Here is a 19,159-nt window from a genome sequence, read left to right as displayed (position 1 = left end):
GTTGGCGTAGGCCTGGCTCAGCGCCTCCTGCAGCGTCTGCGCGCGCGCAACACCCACCCCCAGCAGCGGAGAGGCCACCACAGCCGCCATCACCACCGCAAACGGCATCACCCCTGGGCGAAACGGATTCATGGGCATGGGCATGCTCCTGCGCGAAAGGCCGGGTCTGGCCCGGAGGTGGCGCAGGCTAGCGGAGCGGGCCGCCGGCGGCCAGCGGCACGCCATACAAAACGCCGGCGGGCCGCACGCGGCCCCCCGGCGCTGCGGCTTCAGAAGACGAAGCCGGGCTGCGGCTGGAAGTCCGGCAGCGGCGCGGTGCCGCAGTCGAACGCCTCGGTCAGGCTGAAGGAGCCGCCCAGGCGGCGGCCCAGCACGGCAGCCCCCGCCTCCCCCGGCCGGCGCTGCACGGCCACCACCCGGCCGCCCTCGGCCAGCTGCTCGACCAGCAGCGGCGGGATCTCCGGCACCTGCCCCTCGATGAGGATGAGGTCGTAGGGCGCGCCCTCGGCATGGCCGCGCGCGGCATTGCCCTCGATCAGGCGGATGCTGCCCGGCGCCACCGACAGCCCGGCCAGCGCGTCCCGCGCCAGGGCCAGCAGCGCCGGCGCGCTCTCCACCGCCGTCACGCGGGCGCCGAGGCGGGCGGCCAGCGCCGCGCCATAGCCGCTGCCGGCGCCGAGCAGCAGCACCTGCTCCTCGGCGCGGATCTGCGCCAGCTGCATCAGCCGGGCCTGCATCATGGGCTGGATCATCACGCGGCCGCCGCCGAGCGGCACGTCCTCATCGGCATGCGCGCGGGGCGCCTGCGCCGGCGGCACGAAGCGGTGCCGCGGCAGGTCCGACATGGCCGAGAGGATGCGCGGGTCGGTCACCTTGTTGGGGCGAAGCTGCCCGTCCACCATCCATTTGCGCGCACCCGCGAAATCCATCGCCTGCTGTCCTCGACTGCCGGGGCACGGACCACTTCCCGCGCCGTGCCGGCGTTATAGGCGCGCCGCGCGCCGCGCGCCAAGCGCAAGGCACTCTTGACCGGGAGCCTCAGACCCACGATACACCCCCACCGAAGGCCCGATGGCAGAGTGGTGATGCAGCGGACTGCAAATCCGCGTACGTCGGTTCAATTCCGGCTCGGGCCTCCACGGACTACCCCACCGATCATCCGGTGGACGGCGCGAAAGCGGAACGGTTTCAAAGGGGTCTTGCAGAGCCCGGAACGCCCCGCTATAGCGCCGGCCACACGCTGATCCCCGATAGCTCAGCTGGTAGAGCACGCGACTGTTAATCGCTAGGTCGTTGGTTCGAGTCCAACTCGGGGAGCCAATCAAGGAAGAGGGCGCCGGAAACGGCGCCCTTTTTCTTTGTGCCCGGTTTTCTTGGTGTCCGGCTTCGCTGCACGGGGAGGACCGGCGCCCTCCCCGCTCGTTTCTGTCACGCCATGGCAGGCATGGGCATCAGGCGGCTGGCCGCCTCCGGCGCCACCCAGGCCAGGCCGCCGCCGCAGAACACCGCCACGGGCGCCCGCCGGTCCGGGTCCACCAGCACCACGTCGCCCCGCAGCCCGGGCGAGAGCCGCCCGCGGTCCGCAAGGCCCGCCGCGGCGGCGGGGTTGGCGCTGACCAGCGCCCAGGCGGCGGGCAGGTCCAGCACCCCACGCGATTCCAGCACGAAGGCCGCCTCCAGCAGCGAGGGCCAGACATAGTCCGAGGCCAGCACCGTCACCAGGCCGCGCTCGGCCAGCGGCGCGGCGCTGGCCCAGCCCAGATGGCTGCCGCCGCGCACCACGTTGGGCGCGCCCATCACCACCGCCTCGCCCGCCGCCCGCGCCGCCTCGGCCACCGCCTCGGCCATCGGGAACTCGCAGATGCCGGCGCCGAGCGCGCGGAACATCGCCCGCTCCTCCACCGTCGCGTCGTCATGGCTGGCGATGGGCAGGCCGGCGGCGCGCGCCGCGGCGGCCAGCCGCAGCCGCGCCGCCGGCACCCCGGCGCGCCGCGCGGCGGCGGCCTCGGCCAGGGCGCGGAACGCCGCCACGGAGACGCCGGCGCGCTCGGCATACTTCGCCGCCGCCGCCTCCTGGCCCAGCTTGCGCAGGATGCCGGGCGTGTGGTCGTTGAAGGCCAGCAGGTGCACGCGCCCGGCGGCGATGTCGGCCACCGCCTCATCCAGCGCCTCGAGATTGTCCGCCTCGAAGCGCAGGTGCACGCGCAGGTCGGCGCCGCGCCAGCCGCCCGGCGTGGCGCGCAGCGCGGCGAGCCCGGCCAGCAGCGTCCGCCAGGCCTGGAGGGAGCGCAGCCCCGGCTCCCAGGAGAGCGTCACGCCCAGGAAGGCCGTGGTGATGCCGGCCGCCAGGAGCTGCGCCGCCGAATCCCGCAGCGCCAGCGCCGGCGGCAGGGCCACGCCCGGGCGCGGCTGGAACTGCCGCTCATGCGCGTCGCCATGGATGTCGACGATGCCGGGCAGCACCAGCAGCCCGCCCGCATCGAGCCGCCGCGCCCCGGGGCGCGCGGCCTCGCGCACCACGCCGCCGCCCAGCGCCAGCGCGCCGGGGCGCAGCGCCCCGCCCTCGCCTGCCAGCACGGTGCCATCCTCGATCAGCCACTCATCTGTTCCACGGGCTGTTCCACTGGCCTGCATCATGCTGCTCCCGCGCCGTCCTCGATGACGATCTGCACGCGCCCGGCGGCGTAGCGCGACAGGGTGTGGTCGATCGGCCGGCCCTCGGGGTCGGTCGTCAGCGCCTCGGAGATCATCACCGGGCGGGCGCGGGCCTGCTGCAGTTGCTCCGCCTCCTCGGCGGTGGGCATCCGGGCGGTCAGCCGCGTCCAGGCGCGGCGGTAGTCGGCCACGCCGCAATCGGCCAGCGCCCGGGTGATGGAGCCATGCCCCCGCGCCAGCGAGGCCGCCATGGCGGCGAAGCGCGGCAGCGGGAAGTGGTGAAGGCCGAGCACCACGGGCCGGCCATCGGCCAGGCCCAGCCGCTCCACCGCCAGCACCGGCGCGCCGGGGGCGAGGCCCAGCGCCTCGGCCACCGCGGCCTCGGCCGGCACCTCCCGCGCCCAGAGGATGCGCCCCTCCGGCTCCCGCCGCTGCGCGCGGATCAGCTCGGAGAAGCGGGTGCGCGGGCCGAGGCGGTAATCCACCACATCCTCCGCCACGAAGGAGCCGCGCCCCTGCTCGACGCGGATCAGCCCCCGCTGCGCCAGGGAATCCAGCGCCCGCCGCGCCGTGTGGCGGTTTACGCCGTGCTGGGTGGCGAGGCTGGCCTCGGTGGGCAGGCGCTCACCCGGCGCCAGCGTGCCGCGGGCGATCATCTCCTCCAGCGCGGCGGCGATCTGCCGCCACAGCGCCACGCCCTCGCCACGCGCCAGGGGCGGCTCGTGGGACTCCGTCGGGGTCGGGGGCGTCATCGAAACTTCAACTCCATCGGGGCTCCGGCATGCCAGTTTCGCGTTGACGATACTGCGGCGGATATCTAGTCGTCTAGACATCTTCAACGGCCGCCGAGGTCCACCCTTGCCCGAACCCGCCCCGACCCCACCGCCCAATGCGGCGCCCGAGACGGCCGCGCGGCAACGCTGGATGGCGGTGCTGGCGCGCACCGGCCTGGCCGCGCTGGAAGCCCGCCTCGCCGGCGCGCCGCCCCTGCCGCCGCACACCCGCCTGCGGGGGCCGGAGACCGGCCTCGTCATGCTGCGCGGGCGGGCGGGCGGCGATGGCGGCCCGTTCAACCTCTCCGAGATGACGGTCACCCGCTGCGCCGTGCGGCTGGCCGACGGGACGGTGGGCCACGCCTATGTGGCCGGGCGGGACAAGGCCCAGGCCGAGCTGGCCGCGCTGCTGGACGCCGCCTTGCAGGACCCGGCGCAGCGCCCGGCGCTGATGGCGGCGGTGATCGAGCCGCTGGCCGAGGCCCAGGCCGGGGCCGCCGCGGCCGAGTCCCGCAAGGCCGCCGCCACCCGCGTGCAGTTCTTCACCATGGCGACAATGCGATGATGCAGCCCGGCTTCACCGACCCCGTGCTGGACGGGCAATCCGTCTTCCGCGCCGTGCTGGAGGCGACGAGCCGTCCCGGTCGCGTGCAGGAGATTTCCGCCGGCCTCACACCGCCCGCGCCGCTGCACCCCGCCACCGCCGCCGTGCTGCTGACGCTGGCCGATACCGAGACGCCGGTCTTCTCCGATGCCGGCGCGGCCGCCGCCGAATGGCTGCGCTTCCATGCCGGCTGCCCGCTGGTGGCGGCCCCCGCCACCGCCGCCTTCCTGCTCGCCACCGGCGCGCCGCCGGCGCTGGAGGAGATCGACCTGGGCTCGGACGAGGCGCCGCAGGAGGGCGCCACGCTGGTGCTGCAGGTGGCGTCCCTGGCCGAGGGCGGCGCGCTGCGCCTCAGCGGCCCCGGCATCGAGCATGAGCACGGCCTGCATGTAGAGGGGCTGCCCCAGGGCTTCCTCGCCGCCCGCGCCGCGCTGGCGCCGCTCTACCCGCGCGGGCTGGACATCATCCTCTGCGCCGGCACGCGCGTCGCGGCCCTGCCGCGCACAACGATCGTCACCGCGCTGCCGCGCACCACCACCGTCATGGAGGGCTGAGCCATGGCCTATGTCGCCGTCAAGGGGGGCGAGCGGGCGATCGGCAACGCCCATGCCTGGCTGGAGGAGACGCGGCGGGGCGACCCGTCCCTGCCCGCCCTCTCCGTCGCGCAGATCGAGGCGCAGATGGGCCTCGCCGTGGACCGGGTGATGGCCGAGGGCGCCTGCCACGACCGCGGCCTCGCGGCACTCGCCATCAAGCAGGCCCAGGGCGACCTGATCGAGGCGGCCTTCCTGCTGCGCGCCTACCGCACCACCCTGCCGCGCTTCGGCCACGCGCTGCCGCTGGAGACGGGGGCCATGCGCATCCGCCGCCGCGTCTCGGCCACCTACAAGGACCTGCCCGGCGGGCAGGTGCTGGGGCCGACCTACGACTACACCCACCGCCTGCTCGACTTCGCCCTCGCCGCCGAGGGCGCGCCGCCGCCGCCCCCCGCGCCGCAGGCCGAGGCGCCGCAGGAGCACGCCCCGCATGTGACGGAGCTGCTGGCGCGCGAGGGGCTGATGGCGCGCGAGGCGGAGGCCCGGGGCGAGCCGGCCGACCTGACCCGCGCGCCGCTGGCCTTTCCCGCCAGCCGCGCCGCCCGGCTGCAGAACCTGGCGCGCGGCGACGAAGGCTTCCTGCTCGGCCTCGGCTACTCCACCCAGCGCGGCTACGGCAACAGCCACCCCTTCGTCGGCGAGATCCGCCAGGGGAGCGTGACGGTGTGCCTGATGCCACCGGAGCTGGGCTTCGAGATCGAGATCGGCGAGATCGACGTCACCGAGTGCCAGATGGTCAACCAGTTCCACGGCTCGAAGGCCGAGCCGCCGCAGTTCACCCGCGGCTACGGGCTGGCGCTGGGCCGGGGCGAGCGCAAGGCGATGGCCATGGCGCTGGTGGACCGCGCCCTGATGGCCGGCGATCTGGGCGAGGAGCGCACCGCCCCCGCGCAGGACGAGGAATTCGTCCTGCTGCATTCCGACAATGTCGAGGCCACCGGCTTCGTCGAGCACCTGAAGCTGCCGCACTACGTGGACTTCCAGAGCGAGCTGGAGGTGGTGCGCCGGATGCGCGCCACCGCCGAGGCCGCGCTGCGGGCCATCGCAGAGCCGGCGCGCGAGGAGGAGGTGGCGGAATGAGCCACGAACCCGGTTCCCCGTTTGGCGGCTACAACTTCGCCTATCTGGACGAGAACACGAAGCGGATGATCCGCCGCGCGCTGCTCAAGGCCGTGGCCATCCCCGGCCACCAGGTGCCCTTCGGCGCGCGGGAGATGCCGCTGCCCTATGGCTGGGGCACCGGCGGCATCCAGGTGACGGCCGCAATCCTGGGACCCCGCGACGTGCTGAAGGTGATCGACCAGGGGGCGGACGACACCACCAACGCCGTCTCCATCCGCCGCTTCTTCAGCCGCGTGGCGGGGGTGCGCGGTACCACCCGCACCGCCGAGGCCACCATCATCCAGACCCGCCACCGCATCCCCGAGACGCCGCTGACCGAGGCGCAGACCCTCGTCTACCAGGTGCCGATGCCGGAGCCGCTGTTCCGCCTGGAGCCGCGCCTCGCCGAGACGCGCCGGATGCACGCGCTGGCCGATTACGGGCTGATGCATGTGAAGCTCTACGAGGACATCGCGCGCCACGGCCATGTCAGCACCGCCTACAGCTACCCGGTGATGGTGGGCGGGCGCTACCTGATGTCCCCCTCGCCGATCCCGGCCTTCGACAACCCGAAGATGCACCGCATGCCCGCCCTCCAGCTCTTCGGCGCCGGGCGGGAGAAGAAGATCTACGCCGTGCCCCCCTACACCGAGGTTCGCAGCCTGGATTTCGAGGACCACCCCTTCCGGCCGCACCGCGCCGACGGGTGCTGTGCCCTGTGCGGCTCCACCACCTCCTATCTCGACGAGGTGCTGACCGACGACCGGGGCGGCCGCATGTTCGTCTGCTCCGACACCGACTATTGCGAGGAGCGCCAGGAGGCGGCCGCCACCGCCGCCCCGGCCTCCACGACCCCGGCGCCCGAGACGGAGGGCGTGGCATGAGCGCCCCCCTGCTGGAAGCGAAGGGCCTGAACCTCGCCTTCGGCGCCGTGCGGGCGCTGGACGACGTGGCCATCGACATCCACCCCGGCGAGGTGGTGGCCATCGTCGGCGAGAGCGGCTCGGGCAAGTCCTCGCTGCTGCGGGTGCTGGCCGGGCAGATGCGCCCCGATGCGGGCACCGTCCTCTACCGCGACCCGGCGGGCACCGCCCACCCGGTGCACGGCATGGGCGAGGCCGCGCTGCGCCGGCTGATGCGCACCGACTGGGGTTTTGTCCACCAGAACGCGCGGGACGGGCTGCGCATGGGCGTCTCCGCTGGCGGCAATGTCGGCGAGCGGCTGATGGCCATCGGCGCCCGCCACTATGGCGGCATCCGCGAGGAGGCCACCGAATGGCTGAAGCGCGTCGAGATCGACCCGGCGCGGATCGACCACCTGCCCCGCACCTTCTCGGGCGGCATGCAGCAGCGGCTGCAGATCGCCCGCACGCTCGTCACCCGCCCCCGCCTCGTCTTCATGGACGAGCCCACGGGCGGTCTGGATGTCTCCGTCCAGGCGCGGCTGCTGGACCTGATCCGGGCGCTGGTGGCCGATCTCGGCATCGCCGTGCTGCTGGTGACGCACGACATCGCCGCCGCCCGCCTGCTGGCCCACCGCATCCTCGTCATGCGGCGCGGCCAGGTGGTGGAGCACGGCCTGACCGACCGGGTGCTGGACGACCCGCAGCACCCCTACACGCAACTCCTCGTCGCCTCGGTGCTGGCCGCATGAGCATTTCCGAAAGCGCCCTCTGGACGGAGGGCCTGGGCAAGAGCTTCCGGCTGCATCTCCAGGGGGGCCTGCGCATCCCGGTGCTGGCGGATGTGGACCTCGCGGTGAAGCCCGGGGAGTGCGTGGCGCTCTCCGGCCCCTCGGGCGCCGGCAAGTCCACCCTGATGCGCTGCCTCTACGGCAATTACGGCGCCGAGCAGGGCCGCATCTGGCTGCGCCACCAGGGCGCGCCGGTGGAACTGACCGCCGCCGACGCCCGTGCCACGCGGGAGATCCGGCGCCACACGCTGGGCTATGTCTCGCAGTTCCTGCGCGTCATCCCGCGCGTCGGCGCGCTCGACATCGTGGCCGAGCCGCTGATCGCCCGCGGCGCGGCGCCCGATGCGGCGCGCGCCCGGGCGCGGGAGCTGCTGCTGCGGCTGAACCTGCCGGAGCGGCTGCACCACCTGCCCCCCGCCACCTTCTCGGGCGGCGAGCAGCAGCGGGTGAACCTTGCCCGCGGCTTCGCCCCCGGCTACCCCCTCCTCCTGCTCGACGAGCCGACCGCGAGCCTCGACGCCGCCAACCGGGCGGTGGTGATCGGCCTGATCGGCGAGGCCAAACAGGCCGGGGCGGCGCTGATCGGCATCTTCCACGATGTGGAGGTGCGCGACCAGGTCGCCGACCGTCTCTTCGAAGTGTTGCCCATCCAGGACGCCGCATGACCCCCGAGACCATCCTGACCAACGCCCTGCTCGTGCTGCCGGACCGGGTGGAGCCCGGCACGCTGGTGCTGCGCGACGGGCGGATCGCCGAGATCCAGCCGGGCCTGAGCCGCGCCCCCGGCGCGCTGGACCTCGACGGGGACCACCTGATCCCCGGCGTCATCGACGTCCACACCGACAATCTGGAGCGGCAGGTGCAGCCGCGCTCCCTGGCGCGCTGGCCTTCCCGCTCCGCCTTCCTGTCGCATGATTCGCAGACGGCGGCGGCCGGCGTCACCACCGTGCTGGACGCGCTCTGCCTCGGCGACCTCGGCTTCGACGCCGAGCGCACCGAGACCTTCCTCAACGGCGTGCGCGACCTCGACGCGCTGGCGCCGACCGGCCTGCTCAAGAGCGAGCACTACCTGCATCTCCGCTGCGAGCTGCCGGCGGCCGACATGCTGCCGCTGGTCGAGACGGTGGCCGAGCACGGCGCGGTGCGCATGGTCAGCCTGATGGACCACACCCCCGGCGTCGGCCAGTACGCCGATATCGAGCGCTACCGGCAGATGCGGGTGCGCGGCGGCAAGTCCATCGCCGAGGTGGACCGGCGGATCGAGGAGCTGGTGGCGCAGCGCAACCGGCTGCGCGGCCCGCAGCGCCGGGCGCTGCTGGACCGCTTCGGCGGGCGGGACATCGCCCTGGCCAGCCATGACGACTGGCACGCCGACGAGATCGCCGAGAACGCCGCCGACGGCGTACTGATCTCCGAGTTCCCCGTCTCGATGATGGCGGCCGAGGCGGCGCGGGCGGCGGGGATGGAGATCATCGCCGGCGCGCCCAACATCGTGCGCGGCGGCAGCCACTCGGGCAACGTCGCCGCCGCCGACCTCGTCCGCGCCGGGCTGGTGGACGTGCTGGCCAGCGACTACGTGCCGCCGGCCATGATCGAGGCCGCCTGGCGCGCGGCGGGCGAGATCGGCCTCGCCGCCGCCATCGCCACCATCACCGAGGCGCCGGCGCGGATGCTGCGCATGGCCGACCGTGGCCGCATCGCCGAGGGGCTGCGCGCCGACCTCGTCCGCATCCGCCCGCTGGAGGGCCCGGACGGCCCGATGCCCGTGGTGCGCACCGTGTGGCGCGCCGGGGAGCGCATCGCGTGAACCCCGATCCCGCCATCGGCAACGACCCCGCCAGCACGCGCCTCGCCCTCTACTGGGCGCCGGAGCTGGAGGACCCGCTGCACGCGGCGGCCTCCGCCTGGCTGGGGCGGGATGCCGAGACGGGCGCCACCCTGCCCCAGGCGCCGCTGCCGGGGGTGGAGATCGGCGAGATCACCGCCGATGCGCGGCGCTACGGCTTCCACGCCACGCTGAAGCCGCCCTTCCGCCTGGGCACCACCTATGCCGAGGCGCGGGCGGCGGCGATGGACCTCGCCGCGCGCACCCGCCCCTTCGCCCTGCCGCCGCTGCGGGTGGCCGACCTCGACGGCTTCCTGGCGCTGCGCGAGGTGACGCGCTGCCCGGAGCTGCACGCCTTCGCCGATGACTGCGTGCGCGCGCTGGAGCCGCACCGTGCCCCCGCCACCGCCGCCGAGATCGCCCGCCGCCGCCCGGAGCGGCTGCCGGAGCACGAGCGCGGCTACCTGGCGGAGTGGGGCTACCCGCATGTGTTCGAATCCTGGCGCTTCCATCTCACCCTCTCCCGCCGCCTGAGCGCGGCGGAGATGGCGGTGGTGCGGCCGGCGGCCGAGGCGGCGCTCGGCGCCGTGGCCGGCCGGCCCCGCTACGTGCGGCAGCTCTGCCTGTTCACCCAGGCCGGGCCGGATTCGCCCTTCCTGATCGCAGAGCGATTGCCGCTGCTGGGCTGAGCCGCCGGCTGTCCACCGCCTGGGCGGCGCCGCCGCGCCTTGCCCAGGCTTTGGGCAAGGCCACGCCGCGCGGGGCCAGAAAGCCGGGCCGAGAGGCCTTCGCAGCGGTGGCCGGCGGGGTCTAGCGTGGCGCCCTCTGGAGGGGTGGGCGCCATGCGCATCGACGCGATGAACTGGATGCAGGTGGAGGAATGGCTGCGGCGGGACGACCGCGCCGTGCTCCCCCTCGGCTCCACCGAGCAGCACGCCCAGCTCAGCCTCGCCGTGGACAGCATCCTGGCCGGGCGCGTCTCGGTGGAGGCGGCGGAGCCGCTCGGCGTGCCGGTCTTCCCCGTGCTGCCCTATGGCATCACGCCCGGCTTCCTGGCCTATCCCGGCACCGTCACGCTGCGCGCCGAGACGCATCTGCGCGTGGTGCGGGACGTGCTGGAGAGCCTCCACCGCACCGGCTTCCGCCGCATCCTCGTCGTCAACGGCCATGGCGGCAACGACCCGGCGCGCGCCGCGGCGCTGGAATTCATGGCCGACCACCCGGACTGCCGGATCCGCTTCCACAACTGGTGGAACGCGCCGCGCACCATCGCCCGCGTCCGGCATTACGATCCGGTCGGCACCCACGCCTCCTGGATGGAGAACTTCCCCTGGACGCGGCTGCCCAACCTGGCCGCGCCGGACGGCGCCAAGCCGGTGGCCGACACCGAGCGCCTGCGCGCCCTGCCCCCCGCCGCGGCGCGCCGCCTGCTGGGCGACGGCAATTTCGGCGGCCGCTACCAGCGCGACGATGCCGAGATGCTCGACATCTGGGCGGTGGCGGTGGCCGAGACGCGCGAGATCCTGGCGGAAGGCTGGGCGTGAGGCGCCCGCGCGGCGACCGCGTGACGCGCCAACCGGCCCTCCGATTCACGCCCCGATTGACGCCCTTGTCGCTCCGATCCTACGCTTCCCCGCAACAATCGCGGCCGCATGGCGAAACCCAGCCCGCGCCGCCCAGCAACCGAGGTGTGGTCATGCAACGTCGTCAATTCCTGTCGGCCGGCGTGGCGGCCGCGCTGCTTCCCGGCCTGCCCGTGCCGGCGCGCGCCCAGGGCGCCGCCTCTCGCACCCTGACGGTGGGCGTGCGCACCGGGCCGGAGAGCATCGACCCCCACTGGTCCACCCTCGGCGGCCATATCGAGGCGCTGCGCCACATCTTCGACAGCCTGGTGGGCCAGGACGAGAATCTCGGCCTGCAGCCCGGCCTTGCCCTCTCCTGGAAGGCGGTGGACGACACCACCTGGGAGTTCAAGCTGCGCGACGGCGTGAAGTTCCACGACGGCTCGGACTTCACGGCCGAGGACGTGAAGTTCTCGCTCGAGCGCATCCCGGTGGTGACCGGCCCGATGAGCATGACGCTCTACACCAAGCGCGCCACCGGCGCCGAGGTGGTGGACCGCCTCACCGTGCGGGTGAAGACCAACGGCCCCGCCCCCTCCCTGCCCAATGATTTCAGCCGGCTGATGATCGTCAGCCACAAGATCGGCATGGAGCCGCGCAACGAGCAGTTCAACTCCGGCCAGGCCGCCATCGGCACCGGCCCGTTCCGCTTCGTCAAGTGGGAGCCGCGCGGCGATCTCGTGCTGGAGCGCAACGAGGGCTGGTGGGGCGGCGCGCAGCCCTGGGCGCGCGTCATCCGCCGCGAGATCCCGAACGACGCGGCGCGCATCGCGGCGCTCAAGAGCGGCCAGGTCGACATCGCCAACTACATTCCCGCCACCGACGTGGCGGCGCTGCAGCGCGACAGCACCATGGACGTGGTGGTGGGCGACAGCGTCTATGTCTTCAACGTCTACTTCAACCTTGCCGAGAAGCTGCCGAAGCCGGTGAAGGTGGATGGCAAGGAGATCGCCGCCAACCCCTTCCTCGACCCCCGCGTGCGCGAGGCGATGGACCTCGCGATCGACCGCCGCGCCCTGGCCCGCGTGGTGTTCGAGGGGCTGGCCAAGCCGATGAGCCAGCTGATGCCGGACAATTTCTTCGGCTCCAGCAAGAACCTGCCGGAGCGCCGGCCGGACCTCGCCCGCGCCAAGGCCCTGCTGGCCGAGGCCGGCTACCCGAAGGGCTTCGAGGTGGAGCTGTTCTCCACCAGCAACCGCCTGCCCGGCGACAGCGCCCTGTGCGAGGCGCTGGCGCAGCAATGGTCGCGCCTGGGGCTGAAGGTGGCGCCGAACGCGCTCACCGGCACGGTGTTCTTCCCCGCCAGCACCCGCGGCGAGTACAGCCTGCAGATGTCCGGCTGGGGCACCCTGACCGGCGAGGCCGCCTACACCTACGGCGCGCTGCTGCACAAGCCGGACGCGCAGAAGGGCTTCGGCGGCTTCAACCGCTCGAACTATTCCAACCCCGAGGTGGACAGGCTGCTCGAGCAGGGCAGCGCCGAGCTGGATGACGCCAAGCGCCGCGCCCTGTTCGAGCGCGCCACCGAGATCAGCATGAAGGACCGGCCGATGCTGCCGATCGTCATGCCGCAGACCGTGTGGGCGATGGGCAAGGGCAAGTTCAGCTTCACCACCCGCGTGGACCAGGAGACGCTGGCCCACCGCATCACCCCCAAGGCCGGCTGAGGCAGAGAACCGCGCGGCCATGCTGGGCTTTCTCCTCGGGCGCCTGGCGCAGGCCGCGCTGGTGATGCTGGTGATGTCGGTGCTGGTGTTCCTGGGCGTCTATGCCATCGGGAACCCGATCGACGTGCTGATCGACCCCGCCGCCTCGCCCGACATGCGGGCGGCGCTGATCCGGCAGTACGGGCTGGACCTGCCGCTGTGGCAGCAATACGGGCATTTCCTCGGCAATGTGCTGAGCGGCGATTTCGGCAACAGCTTCGTCTTCCGCATCCCGGTGATGTCGCTGATCCTCTCCCGCCTGCCGGCGACTCTGGAGCTGGCCGTCACCGCCATGCTGATCGCCACCCTGCTCGGCGTGCCGCTCGGCATCTGGGCGGGCTACCGGCCGGAGGCGCGCTCCAGCAAGGTCATCATGGCGGCCTCCGTGTTCGGCTTCTCGGTGCCCACCTTCTGGGTGGGGCTGCTGCTGATCCTGGCCTTCTCGGTGGAGTTCCGCTGGCTGCCCTCGGGCGGGCGTGGCCCGGCGGGTCCGCTCGGCCTCAGCATCTTCAGCGCCGATGGCTGGACCTACCTGCTGCTGCCGGCGCTCAACCTCTCGCTGTTCAAGCTCGGCCTGCTGATCCGCCTGGTGCGCGCCGGCACGGAGGAGGTGATGGCCAGCGAGCATGTCCGCTTCGCCCGCGCGCAGGGCCTGCCGGAATGGCAGGTGGTGGGGCTGCATGTGCTGAAGAACATCGGCATCCCCATCGTCACGGTGTTCGGGCTGGAGTTCGGCTCCACCCTCGCCTTCGCGGTGGTGACCGAGACGGTGTTCAACTGGCCCGGCATGGGCAAGCTGATCATCGAGAGCATCACCGCGCTCGACCGGCCGGTGATGGTCGCCTACCTCATCCTCGTCGTGCTGCTCTTCGTGGTGATCAACCTCGTGGTGGAACTGACCTATGGCTTCCTGGACCCGCGCGTGCGGCTGAAGAGCGGCGCGTGAGCGGCGCCATCGCCGAGGGCTGGCGCGAATACCGGCGCAGCCCCGTCGCCGTCGTCGCGCTGCTGGTGGTGCTGGCCATCGTGGCGCTCGCCCTCCTCGCCCCCTGGATCGCGCCGCAGGACCCCTACGACCAGGCGGGGCTCGACCTGTTCGACGCCCGCCTGCCCCCCGGCGAGGTGGGCTCGGGCGGCTATGTCCACTGGCTTGGCACCGACAATGCGGGGCGCGACCTGCTCTCGGCCATTCTCTACGGGCTGCGCCTCAGCCTGATGATCTCCGTCTCGGCCGGCACGGTGGCGCTGGTGCTGGGCACCGCCATCGGCCTCTCGGCGGCCTATTACGGCGGCTGGTTCGGCGCGCTGGCGATGCGGGTGGTCGATCTCCAGCTCTCGCTGCCGGCCATCCTGCTGGCGCTGGTGCTGGTGGCCATGCTGGGCCAGGGCGTGCCGCAGCTGATGGCGGCGCTGGTGGCCGCGCAATACGCCTATTTCGCCCGCACCGCCTATGGCGCGGCCAGCGCCGAGCGGCGCAAGGACTATATCGAGGCGGCGCTCTCCACGCCGCTCTCCGGGCGCCGCGTGCTGCTGCGCCACCTGCTGCCCAACACCCTGCCGCCGCTGATCGTGGTGGTGACGGTGCAGATCGCCACCGCCATCTCGCTGGAGGCGACGCTCTCCTTCCTCGGCCTCGGCCTGCCGATCACGCGGCCCTCGCTCGGCCTGCTGATCTCCAACGGCTTCCAGTTCCTGCTCTCGGGCCGCTACTGGATCTCGGTCTATCCCGGCATCACGCTGATGGTGACGGTGCTGGCCATCAACCTGGTGGGCGACCAGCTCCGCCAGGTGCTCAACCCGAAGCACCGCCGATGAGCACCCTGAAGGAAGCCCCCCCCGCTTTGGAGGTGCGCGGCCTGCGCACCCAGTTCCCCGGCCGCCAGGGCCTCGTCCGCGCGGTCGATGGCGTTTCCTTCGCCATCCGCCGTGGCGAGATCCTGGGGCTGGTGGGCGAGAGCGGCTCGGGCAAGTCGGTCACCGGCTTCTCCATCCTGGGGCTGGTGGAGCCGCCGGGGAAGGTGGTCGCCGGCGAGGTGCTGCTGGCCGGCCGGCGGATCAGCGGCCTCGACGGCGCGGCGATGCGGCGCATCCGCGGCGCCGAGGTGGCGATGGTGTTCCAGGACCCGCTGATGACGCTGAACCCGGTGCTGCGCATCGGCACCCAGATGGCCGCCGCCGTGCGCGCGCATGACCGCGTCAGCCGCGCCGCCGCCTGGGACCGGGCGGAGCAGGCGCTGACCACCGTGGGCATCCCGAGCCCGCGCGCGCGGCTCGACGCCTACCCGCACCAGCTCTCGGGCGGCATGCGGCAGCGCGTGGCCATCGCCACCGCGCTCCTGCATCGGCCCAAGGCCATCATCGCCGACGAGCCGACCACGGCGCTCGACGTCTCCATCCAGGGGCAGATCCTGGCCGAGGTGCGGCGCCTGGCCGACGAGACCGGCACCGCCTTCCTCTGGATCACCCACGACCTCGCGGTCGTCTCCTCGCTGGCCGATGCGCTCTGCGTCATGTACGCGGGGCGCGTGGTGGAGCGCGGCCCGGCGGATGCCGTCATCGCCGCGCCGCGCCACCCCTACACGGTGGCGCTGGTGGGGTCCGTCCCCTCCGGGCACGCGCCGGGGGCGCGGCTGCCGCAGCTCGCCGCCGGCCTGCCGCCGCGCGGCGCCGATGGCGCGCCCGATTCCGGCTGCCCCTTCCGCACCCGCTGCCCGCGCGCCACGGAGGTCTGCGCCGCCCCGCCGCCGGAGCGGGATTTCGGCGCCGGCCACACCGCCCTCTGCCATCACCCCGTGGAGGCCGCCGCATGAGCGAGCTGCTGCGCATCGAGCGGGCCAGCAAGCGCTTCCGCCAGCCCGTGCCGCTGGGCGACCGGCTGGCGGCCTGGCTCGGCCGCCCGCGCCCGCCGCGCGCCGTGCAGGCCGTCACCGATGTCTCGCTCACCGTGGCGCGGGGCGAGGTGGTGGGGCTGGTGGGCGAGAGCGGCTGCGGCAAGTCCACCCTCGGGCGGATGGTGGCCGGCATCTACACGCCGAGCGAGGGCGCCGTGCTGTTCGAGGGCGCGCCGGTCATGCCCGGCGGCCACAAGCGCAGCCCGCGCGTGCAGATGATCCACCAGGACCCCTTCGCCAGCCTCGACCCACGCATGAAGGTGGGCGAGACGGTGGCGGAAGGCCCGGTGGCGCACGGCATCGTCTCCCGCGCCGGGGCGGATGCGCTGGTGGCGGAGACGCTGCGGCGCGTGGGCCTCGACCCCGCCCTGCGCAACCGCTACCCGCACCAGTTCTCCGGGGGGCAGCGGCAGCGCGTGGCCATCGCCCGCGCGCTGGCCCTGAACCCGGCGCTGCTGGTGCTGGACGAGCCCGTGGCCTCGCTCGACGTCTCCATCCAGGCGCAGGTGCTGAACCTGTTCATGGATTTGCGCGAGGCCGCGGCGGGCGGCTCGGGGCTGACCAGCCTGTTCATCAGCCACGACCTCGGCGTGGTGCGGCACGTCTCGGACCGCGTGGCCATCATGTATCTCGGCCGCATCGTCGAGCTGGCGCCGACGCGCACCCTCTACGCCGCCCCCGCCCACCCCTACACCCGCGCCCTGCTCGACAGCGTGCCGAGGCTCGGCCAGGGGCGCGGCGTGTTCCACCCCATCGCGGGGGAGCTGCCCTCGCCCCTGGCGCCGCCGCCCGGCTGCCACTTCCACCCGCGCTGCCCGCATGCGGGGCCACGCTGCCGGGTGGAGGCGCCGGCGCTGCTGCCGGTGGCGCCCGGGCAGAGCGCCGCCTGCCACCTGCACCATGGCGGCACGGCGGCCGCCGCCACCGCCTGACGCCGGGGCGGAAGCGGCCCTGAAACCGGGCGGATATCAAAACATCCTGTTGCCTGCGGCCCTCCCGGCCCCTTTAAGAAGGGTGGGATGGTTGTGGGGCAAGCGCCGCCGTTCCATCTGTTGCGCTTGCACCTGGCGGCCATGCTCAAGGCATACGCCATGGGCGCAGGCTATCGACGGAGGAGACGGGCTGGATGGAAGAAGCCTCAGGCAACCGCGCGGCGGCACTGGAGGCGGAGAACGCAGCCCTGCGTGAGCAGCTCCAGGCCTACGAGACGATCACCCAGTTCGGCAGCCGCCTCGTGGCGGAGCTCGACCTGAACCGCCTGCTGCAGGCCTTTCTCGAAGGGCTCACCCAGCTCACCGGCGCCGCCTACGGCGCCTATTTCGAGAAGGTCCTGGCCCCCCTCGGCGCAGAGGCCGCGCAGGAGGGCTGGCGCCTCTCCGCCCTGGCCGGCGCCCCGGCCGAGGCCTTCACCCGCTTCGGCCTGCCGCGCGCCACCGCGCTGTTCAGCCCCACCTTCCTGGCGCAGGGTGTCATCCGCCTGGACGACGTGCTGGCCGACCCGCGCTATGGCAGCCTGGGCGGCATGCCGCGCGGCCACCTGCCGGTGCGCAGCTACATGGCGCTGCCCGTGCTCTCGGGCACCGGCGAATCGGTCGGCGCGCTGCTGTTCGGCCACCCCGAGCCCGGCCGCTTCGGCGAGCGGGAGGAGCGGCTGGCCACCGGCCTCGCCTGGCAGGCCGCCATCGCCATCGACAATGCCCGCCTCTTCGCCGCCAGCCGCGCCGAGATCGCCGAGCGGGCCAAGGCGCAGGCGGCGCTGGCGGCGCTGAACGACACGCTGGAGGAACGCATCCTCGAGCGCAGCCGCGCCCTGATGCAGGCCGAGGAGCGGCTGCGGCAGAGCCAGAAGATGGAGGCGGTGGGCCAGCTCACCGGCGGGCTGGCGCATGACTTCAACAACCTGCTCACCGGCATATCCGGCAGCCTGGAGCTGCTGCAGATCCGCATCGCCCAGGGCCGGCTGGACGATCTGGACCGCTACCTGCGCGCCGCCCGCGCCGCCTCCGACCGCGCCGCGGCGCTGACCCACCGGCTGCTCGCCTTCTCCCGCCGGCAGACCCTGGCCCCCCGCGCCACCGACATCAACCGGCTGGTGGCCGGCATGGAGGAGCTGATCCGCCGCACCATGGGCCCGGACGTGACGGTGGAGGTGATCCCGGCGCCCGGCCTCTGGGCCACGCTGGTGGACAACAACCAGCTCGAGAACGCGCTGCTCAACCTCTGCATCAACGCGCGCGACGCCATGCCGGAGGGCGGCCGCCTGACCATCGAGACCGCCAACCGCTGCCTGGACGAGGCGGCGGCGCGGGCCAAGGACCTGCCGCCGGGCCAGTATGTCTCGCTCGTCGTGCGCGACACCGGCACCGGCATGTCGCCCGAGGTGGCGGCGCGCGCCTTCGATCCGTTCTTCACCACCAAGCCGCTGGGCGTGGGCACCGGGCTCGGCCTGTCCATGGTCTACGGCTTCGTCCGGCAGTCGGGCGGGCAGGCGCGCATCCTCACCGAGCCGAGCCAGGGCACCACCATCTGGCTCAACCTGCCCCGCCACCACGGCCCGGCGGAGACGGAGGCCGAGCCCGCCGCGCAGGCCGGCTCCGCCCCGGCGCCCGCTCCGCAGCGGCATGGCACCTCCGGCGAGACGGTGCTGGTGGTGGATGACGAGGCGCCCATCCGCATGCTGGTCTCAGACGTGCTGTCCGGCCTCGGCCACACCACCCTGGAGGCGGAGGATGGCGCGGCGGCGCTGCGCCTGCTGCGCTCGGCCACGCCGCTGGACCTGCTGATCACCGATGTCGGCCTGCCGGGGGGCATGAACGGCCGCCAGCTGGCGGAGGCGGCGCGCGCCCTGCGCCCCGGCCTCAAGGTGCTGTTCATCACCGGCTATGCCGAGAGCACGGCGCTCAGCCACGGCCATCTCGGCGCCGGCATGCGGCTGCTGGCCAAGCCCTTCACCCTGCAGGCGCTCGCCGGCCATGTCCGGACGATGCTCGCCGGCAGCGCGGCGGCCGTGCCCTAGCGCGGGATCAGCGGCGCCACGGCGCGGTCGGCCGGGTCGGGGCTGGCGGCGAGGCCCGCGGCCACGCCGGCACGGTCGGCGGCGTCCCGGTTCTGGCTCATCTTGCGCTTGCCCTCCAGCCGGGCGATGGGCAGCCGCAGCCCGACGATGCCGCGCAGCTGCGCCCGCACGAAGGCCTCCGGCGCGTCGGCCAGTTGCCAGGGCGTGGCGCGGCCCCCCTCGTGCCGCGCCGTCAGCCGGGCGACCACATCGCGCAGCCGCGCCGGGTCCTCGAAGAACTCGGCCTGGCCATGGGCATGCACCGCCACGTAGTTCCAGGTCGGCACCACCTTGTGGTGCTCCGCCTTCGAGGCGTACCAGTTCGGCGTCACATAGGCCTCCGGCCCGCCGAACAGCACCATGACCTCGCCCAGCGGCGGCGTCCGCCATTGCGGGTTGGCGCGGGCGAGATGGCCGTAGAGCGTGCCGAAGGGCCCTTCCTCCGGCGCCAGCAGCAGCGGCAGCGGCGTGGCCATCAGCCCCTCCGCCGTGGCGGTGACCAGGCTCGGCAGCCGCGCCGCCCGCATCGCCGCATGGATTTCGGGCAGTTCCTCCAGGCGGAAGGCGGGCGGGATATACATGGTGGCGCGGCTCCTTGCTCAGGGCTTGAGGATGGCGCGCTTCCGGTCCAGTGGAAA

19 protein-coding genes and 2 tRNA genes are annotated in these 19,159 nt (G+C 73.5%); 17 read left to right on the top strand and 4 right to left on the bottom strand.

What is annotated here, in order from left to right; all coding sequences use genetic code 11:
- Positions 1 to 269: 269 nt before the first annotated feature.
- Positions 270 to 929, bottom strand: coding sequence for a protein-L-isoaspartate O-methyltransferase family protein (locus tag CR165_RS19680; RefSeq protein ID WP_109518651.1), 660 nt, complete (start codon positions 927 to 929; stop codon positions 270 to 272).
- 136 nt (positions 930 to 1,065) lie between these two features.
- Between CR165_RS19680 and CR165_RS19675 the strand changes: the two genes are divergently transcribed.
- Positions 1,066 to 1,139 (top strand) — tRNA-Cys (locus tag CR165_RS19675).
- 105 nt (positions 1,140 to 1,244) lie between these two features.
- A tRNA-Asn gene (locus CR165_RS19670) sits at positions 1,245 to 1,320 on the top strand.
- 108 nt (positions 1,321 to 1,428) lie between these two features.
- On the opposite strand, the gene CR165_RS19665 is transcribed toward CR165_RS19670, so the two are convergent.
- Together CR165_RS19665 and phnF are read right to left on the bottom strand one after the other, a co-directional pair.
- Positions 1,429 to 2,637, bottom strand: a complete 1,209-nt coding sequence (locus tag CR165_RS19665) for an alpha-D-ribose 1-methylphosphonate 5-triphosphate diphosphatase (RefSeq protein WP_109518650.1) — start codon at positions 2,635 to 2,637, stop codon at positions 1,429 to 1,431.
- Positions 2,634 to 3,407 carry a phosphonate metabolism transcriptional regulator PhnF gene (gene phnF / locus CR165_RS19660; protein WP_109518649.1) on the bottom strand — a complete coding sequence of 258 codons (774 nt, stop codon included), beginning with the start codon at positions 3,405 to 3,407 and terminating at the stop codon, positions 2,634 to 2,636. Before phnF ends, CR165_RS19665 begins: the two co-directional genes overlap by 4 nt.
- Positions 3,408 to 3,513: 106 nt before the next feature.
- On the opposite strand from phnF, the gene phnG reads away from it, so the two are divergent.
- The 15 genes from phnG (at position 3,514) to CR165_RS19590 (ending at position 18,482) form a co-directional block, all read left to right on the top strand.
- A complete protein-coding gene (phnG, locus tag CR165_RS19655) occupies positions 3,514 to 3,993 on the top strand; it encodes a phosphonate C-P lyase system protein PhnG (RefSeq protein ID WP_281262113.1) in 480 nt (159 codons plus the stop codon).
- A complete protein-coding gene (phnH, locus tag CR165_RS19650; protein ID WP_109518647.1) occupies positions 3,990 to 4,586 on the top strand; it encodes a phosphonate C-P lyase system protein PhnH in 597 nt (198 codons plus the stop codon). Before phnG ends, phnH begins: the two co-directional genes overlap by 4 nt.
- 3 nt (positions 4,587 to 4,589) lie before the next feature.
- Positions 4,590 to 5,708: a carbon-phosphorus lyase complex subunit PhnI gene (locus CR165_RS19645; RefSeq protein WP_109518646.1), complete on the top strand. Its 1,119-nt coding sequence runs from the start codon at positions 4,590 to 4,592 to the stop codon at positions 5,706 to 5,708.
- Positions 5,705 to 6,613 (top strand): alpha-D-ribose 1-methylphosphonate 5-phosphate C-P-lyase PhnJ, encoded by a 909-nt coding sequence (locus tag CR165_RS19640; RefSeq protein WP_109518645.1) that lies wholly within the window; start codon positions 5,705 to 5,707, stop codon positions 6,611 to 6,613. The genes CR165_RS19645 and CR165_RS19640 overlap by 4 nt, the downstream gene beginning before the upstream one ends.
- Positions 6,610 to 7,383 carry a phosphonate C-P lyase system protein PhnK gene (phnK, locus tag CR165_RS19635; RefSeq protein ID WP_109518644.1) on the top strand — a complete coding sequence of 258 codons (774 nt, stop codon included), beginning with the start codon at positions 6,610 to 6,612 and terminating at the stop codon, positions 7,381 to 7,383. Before CR165_RS19640 ends, phnK begins: the two co-directional genes overlap by 4 nt.
- Positions 7,380 to 8,087 carry a phosphonate C-P lyase system protein PhnL gene (gene phnL / locus CR165_RS19630; RefSeq protein ID WP_109518643.1) on the top strand — a complete coding sequence of 236 codons (708 nt, stop codon included), beginning with the start codon at positions 7,380 to 7,382 and terminating at the stop codon, positions 8,085 to 8,087. Before phnK ends, phnL begins: the two co-directional genes overlap by 4 nt.
- Positions 8,084 to 9,229 carry an alpha-D-ribose 1-methylphosphonate 5-triphosphate diphosphatase gene (locus tag CR165_RS19625; protein WP_109518642.1) on the top strand — a complete coding sequence of 382 codons (1,146 nt, stop codon included), beginning with the start codon at positions 8,084 to 8,086 and terminating at the stop codon, positions 9,227 to 9,229. The genes phnL and CR165_RS19625 overlap by 4 nt, the downstream gene beginning before the upstream one ends.
- A complete protein-coding gene (locus tag CR165_RS19620) occupies positions 9,226 to 9,936 on the top strand; it encodes a DUF1045 domain-containing protein (RefSeq protein WP_245906598.1) in 711 nt (236 codons plus the stop codon). Before CR165_RS19625 ends, CR165_RS19620 begins: the two co-directional genes overlap by 4 nt.
- A 153-nt stretch (positions 9,937 to 10,089) precedes the next feature.
- Positions 10,090 to 10,791: a creatininase family protein gene (locus tag CR165_RS19615; protein ID WP_109518641.1), complete on the top strand. Its 702-nt coding sequence runs from the start codon at positions 10,090 to 10,092 to the stop codon at positions 10,789 to 10,791.
- A gap of 152 nt (positions 10,792 to 10,943) precedes the next feature.
- Complete coding sequence (locus tag CR165_RS19610) at positions 10,944 to 12,536, top strand: ABC transporter substrate-binding protein (protein WP_109518640.1); 1,593 nt, start codon at positions 10,944 to 10,946, stop codon at positions 12,534 to 12,536.
- 19 nt (positions 12,537 to 12,555) lie between these two features.
- Positions 12,556 to 13,521, top strand: coding sequence for an ABC transporter permease (locus tag CR165_RS25430; protein ID WP_219929788.1), 966 nt, complete (start codon positions 12,556 to 12,558; stop codon positions 13,519 to 13,521).
- Positions 13,518 to 14,390 carry an ABC transporter permease gene (locus CR165_RS19605; protein ID WP_219929787.1) on the top strand — a complete coding sequence of 291 codons (873 nt, stop codon included), beginning with the start codon at positions 13,518 to 13,520 and terminating at the stop codon, positions 14,388 to 14,390. Before CR165_RS25430 ends, CR165_RS19605 begins: the two co-directional genes overlap by 4 nt.
- The gene (locus tag CR165_RS19600) at positions 14,387 to 15,385 is read left to right on the top strand and encodes an ABC transporter ATP-binding protein (protein ID WP_109518638.1); all 999 of its coding nucleotides are present in this window, start codon (positions 14,387 to 14,389) and stop codon (positions 15,383 to 15,385) included. The genes CR165_RS19605 and CR165_RS19600 overlap by 4 nt, the downstream gene beginning before the upstream one ends.
- Positions 15,382 to 16,398, top strand: coding sequence for an ABC transporter ATP-binding protein (locus CR165_RS19595; protein ID WP_109518637.1), 1,017 nt, complete (start codon positions 15,382 to 15,384; stop codon positions 16,396 to 16,398). Before CR165_RS19600 ends, CR165_RS19595 begins: the two co-directional genes overlap by 4 nt.
- Before the next feature lie 194 nt (positions 16,399 to 16,592).
- Positions 16,593 to 18,482 carry an ATP-binding protein gene (locus CR165_RS19590; protein WP_109518636.1) on the top strand — a complete coding sequence of 630 codons (1,890 nt, stop codon included), beginning with the start codon at positions 16,593 to 16,595 and terminating at the stop codon, positions 18,480 to 18,482.
- On the opposite strand, the gene CR165_RS19585 is transcribed toward CR165_RS19590, so the two are convergent.
- Positions 18,479 to 19,102: an FMN-binding negative transcriptional regulator gene (locus tag CR165_RS19585; RefSeq protein ID WP_109518635.1), complete on the bottom strand. Its 624-nt coding sequence runs from the start codon at positions 19,100 to 19,102 to the stop codon at positions 18,479 to 18,481. The genes CR165_RS19590 and CR165_RS19585 overlap by 4 nt on opposite strands.
- Positions 19,103 to 19,159 lie beyond the last annotated feature (57 nt).

Source organism: Teichococcus aestuarii (genome assembly GCF_003116135.1).
GTDB classification, from domain to species: Bacteria; Pseudomonadota; Alphaproteobacteria; order Acetobacterales; family Acetobacteraceae; genus Pseudoroseomonas; species Pseudoroseomonas aestuarii.
The sequence above is the reverse complement of the archived record's forward strand: the minus strand, read 5'-3'. Positions and strand labels throughout refer to the sequence as shown.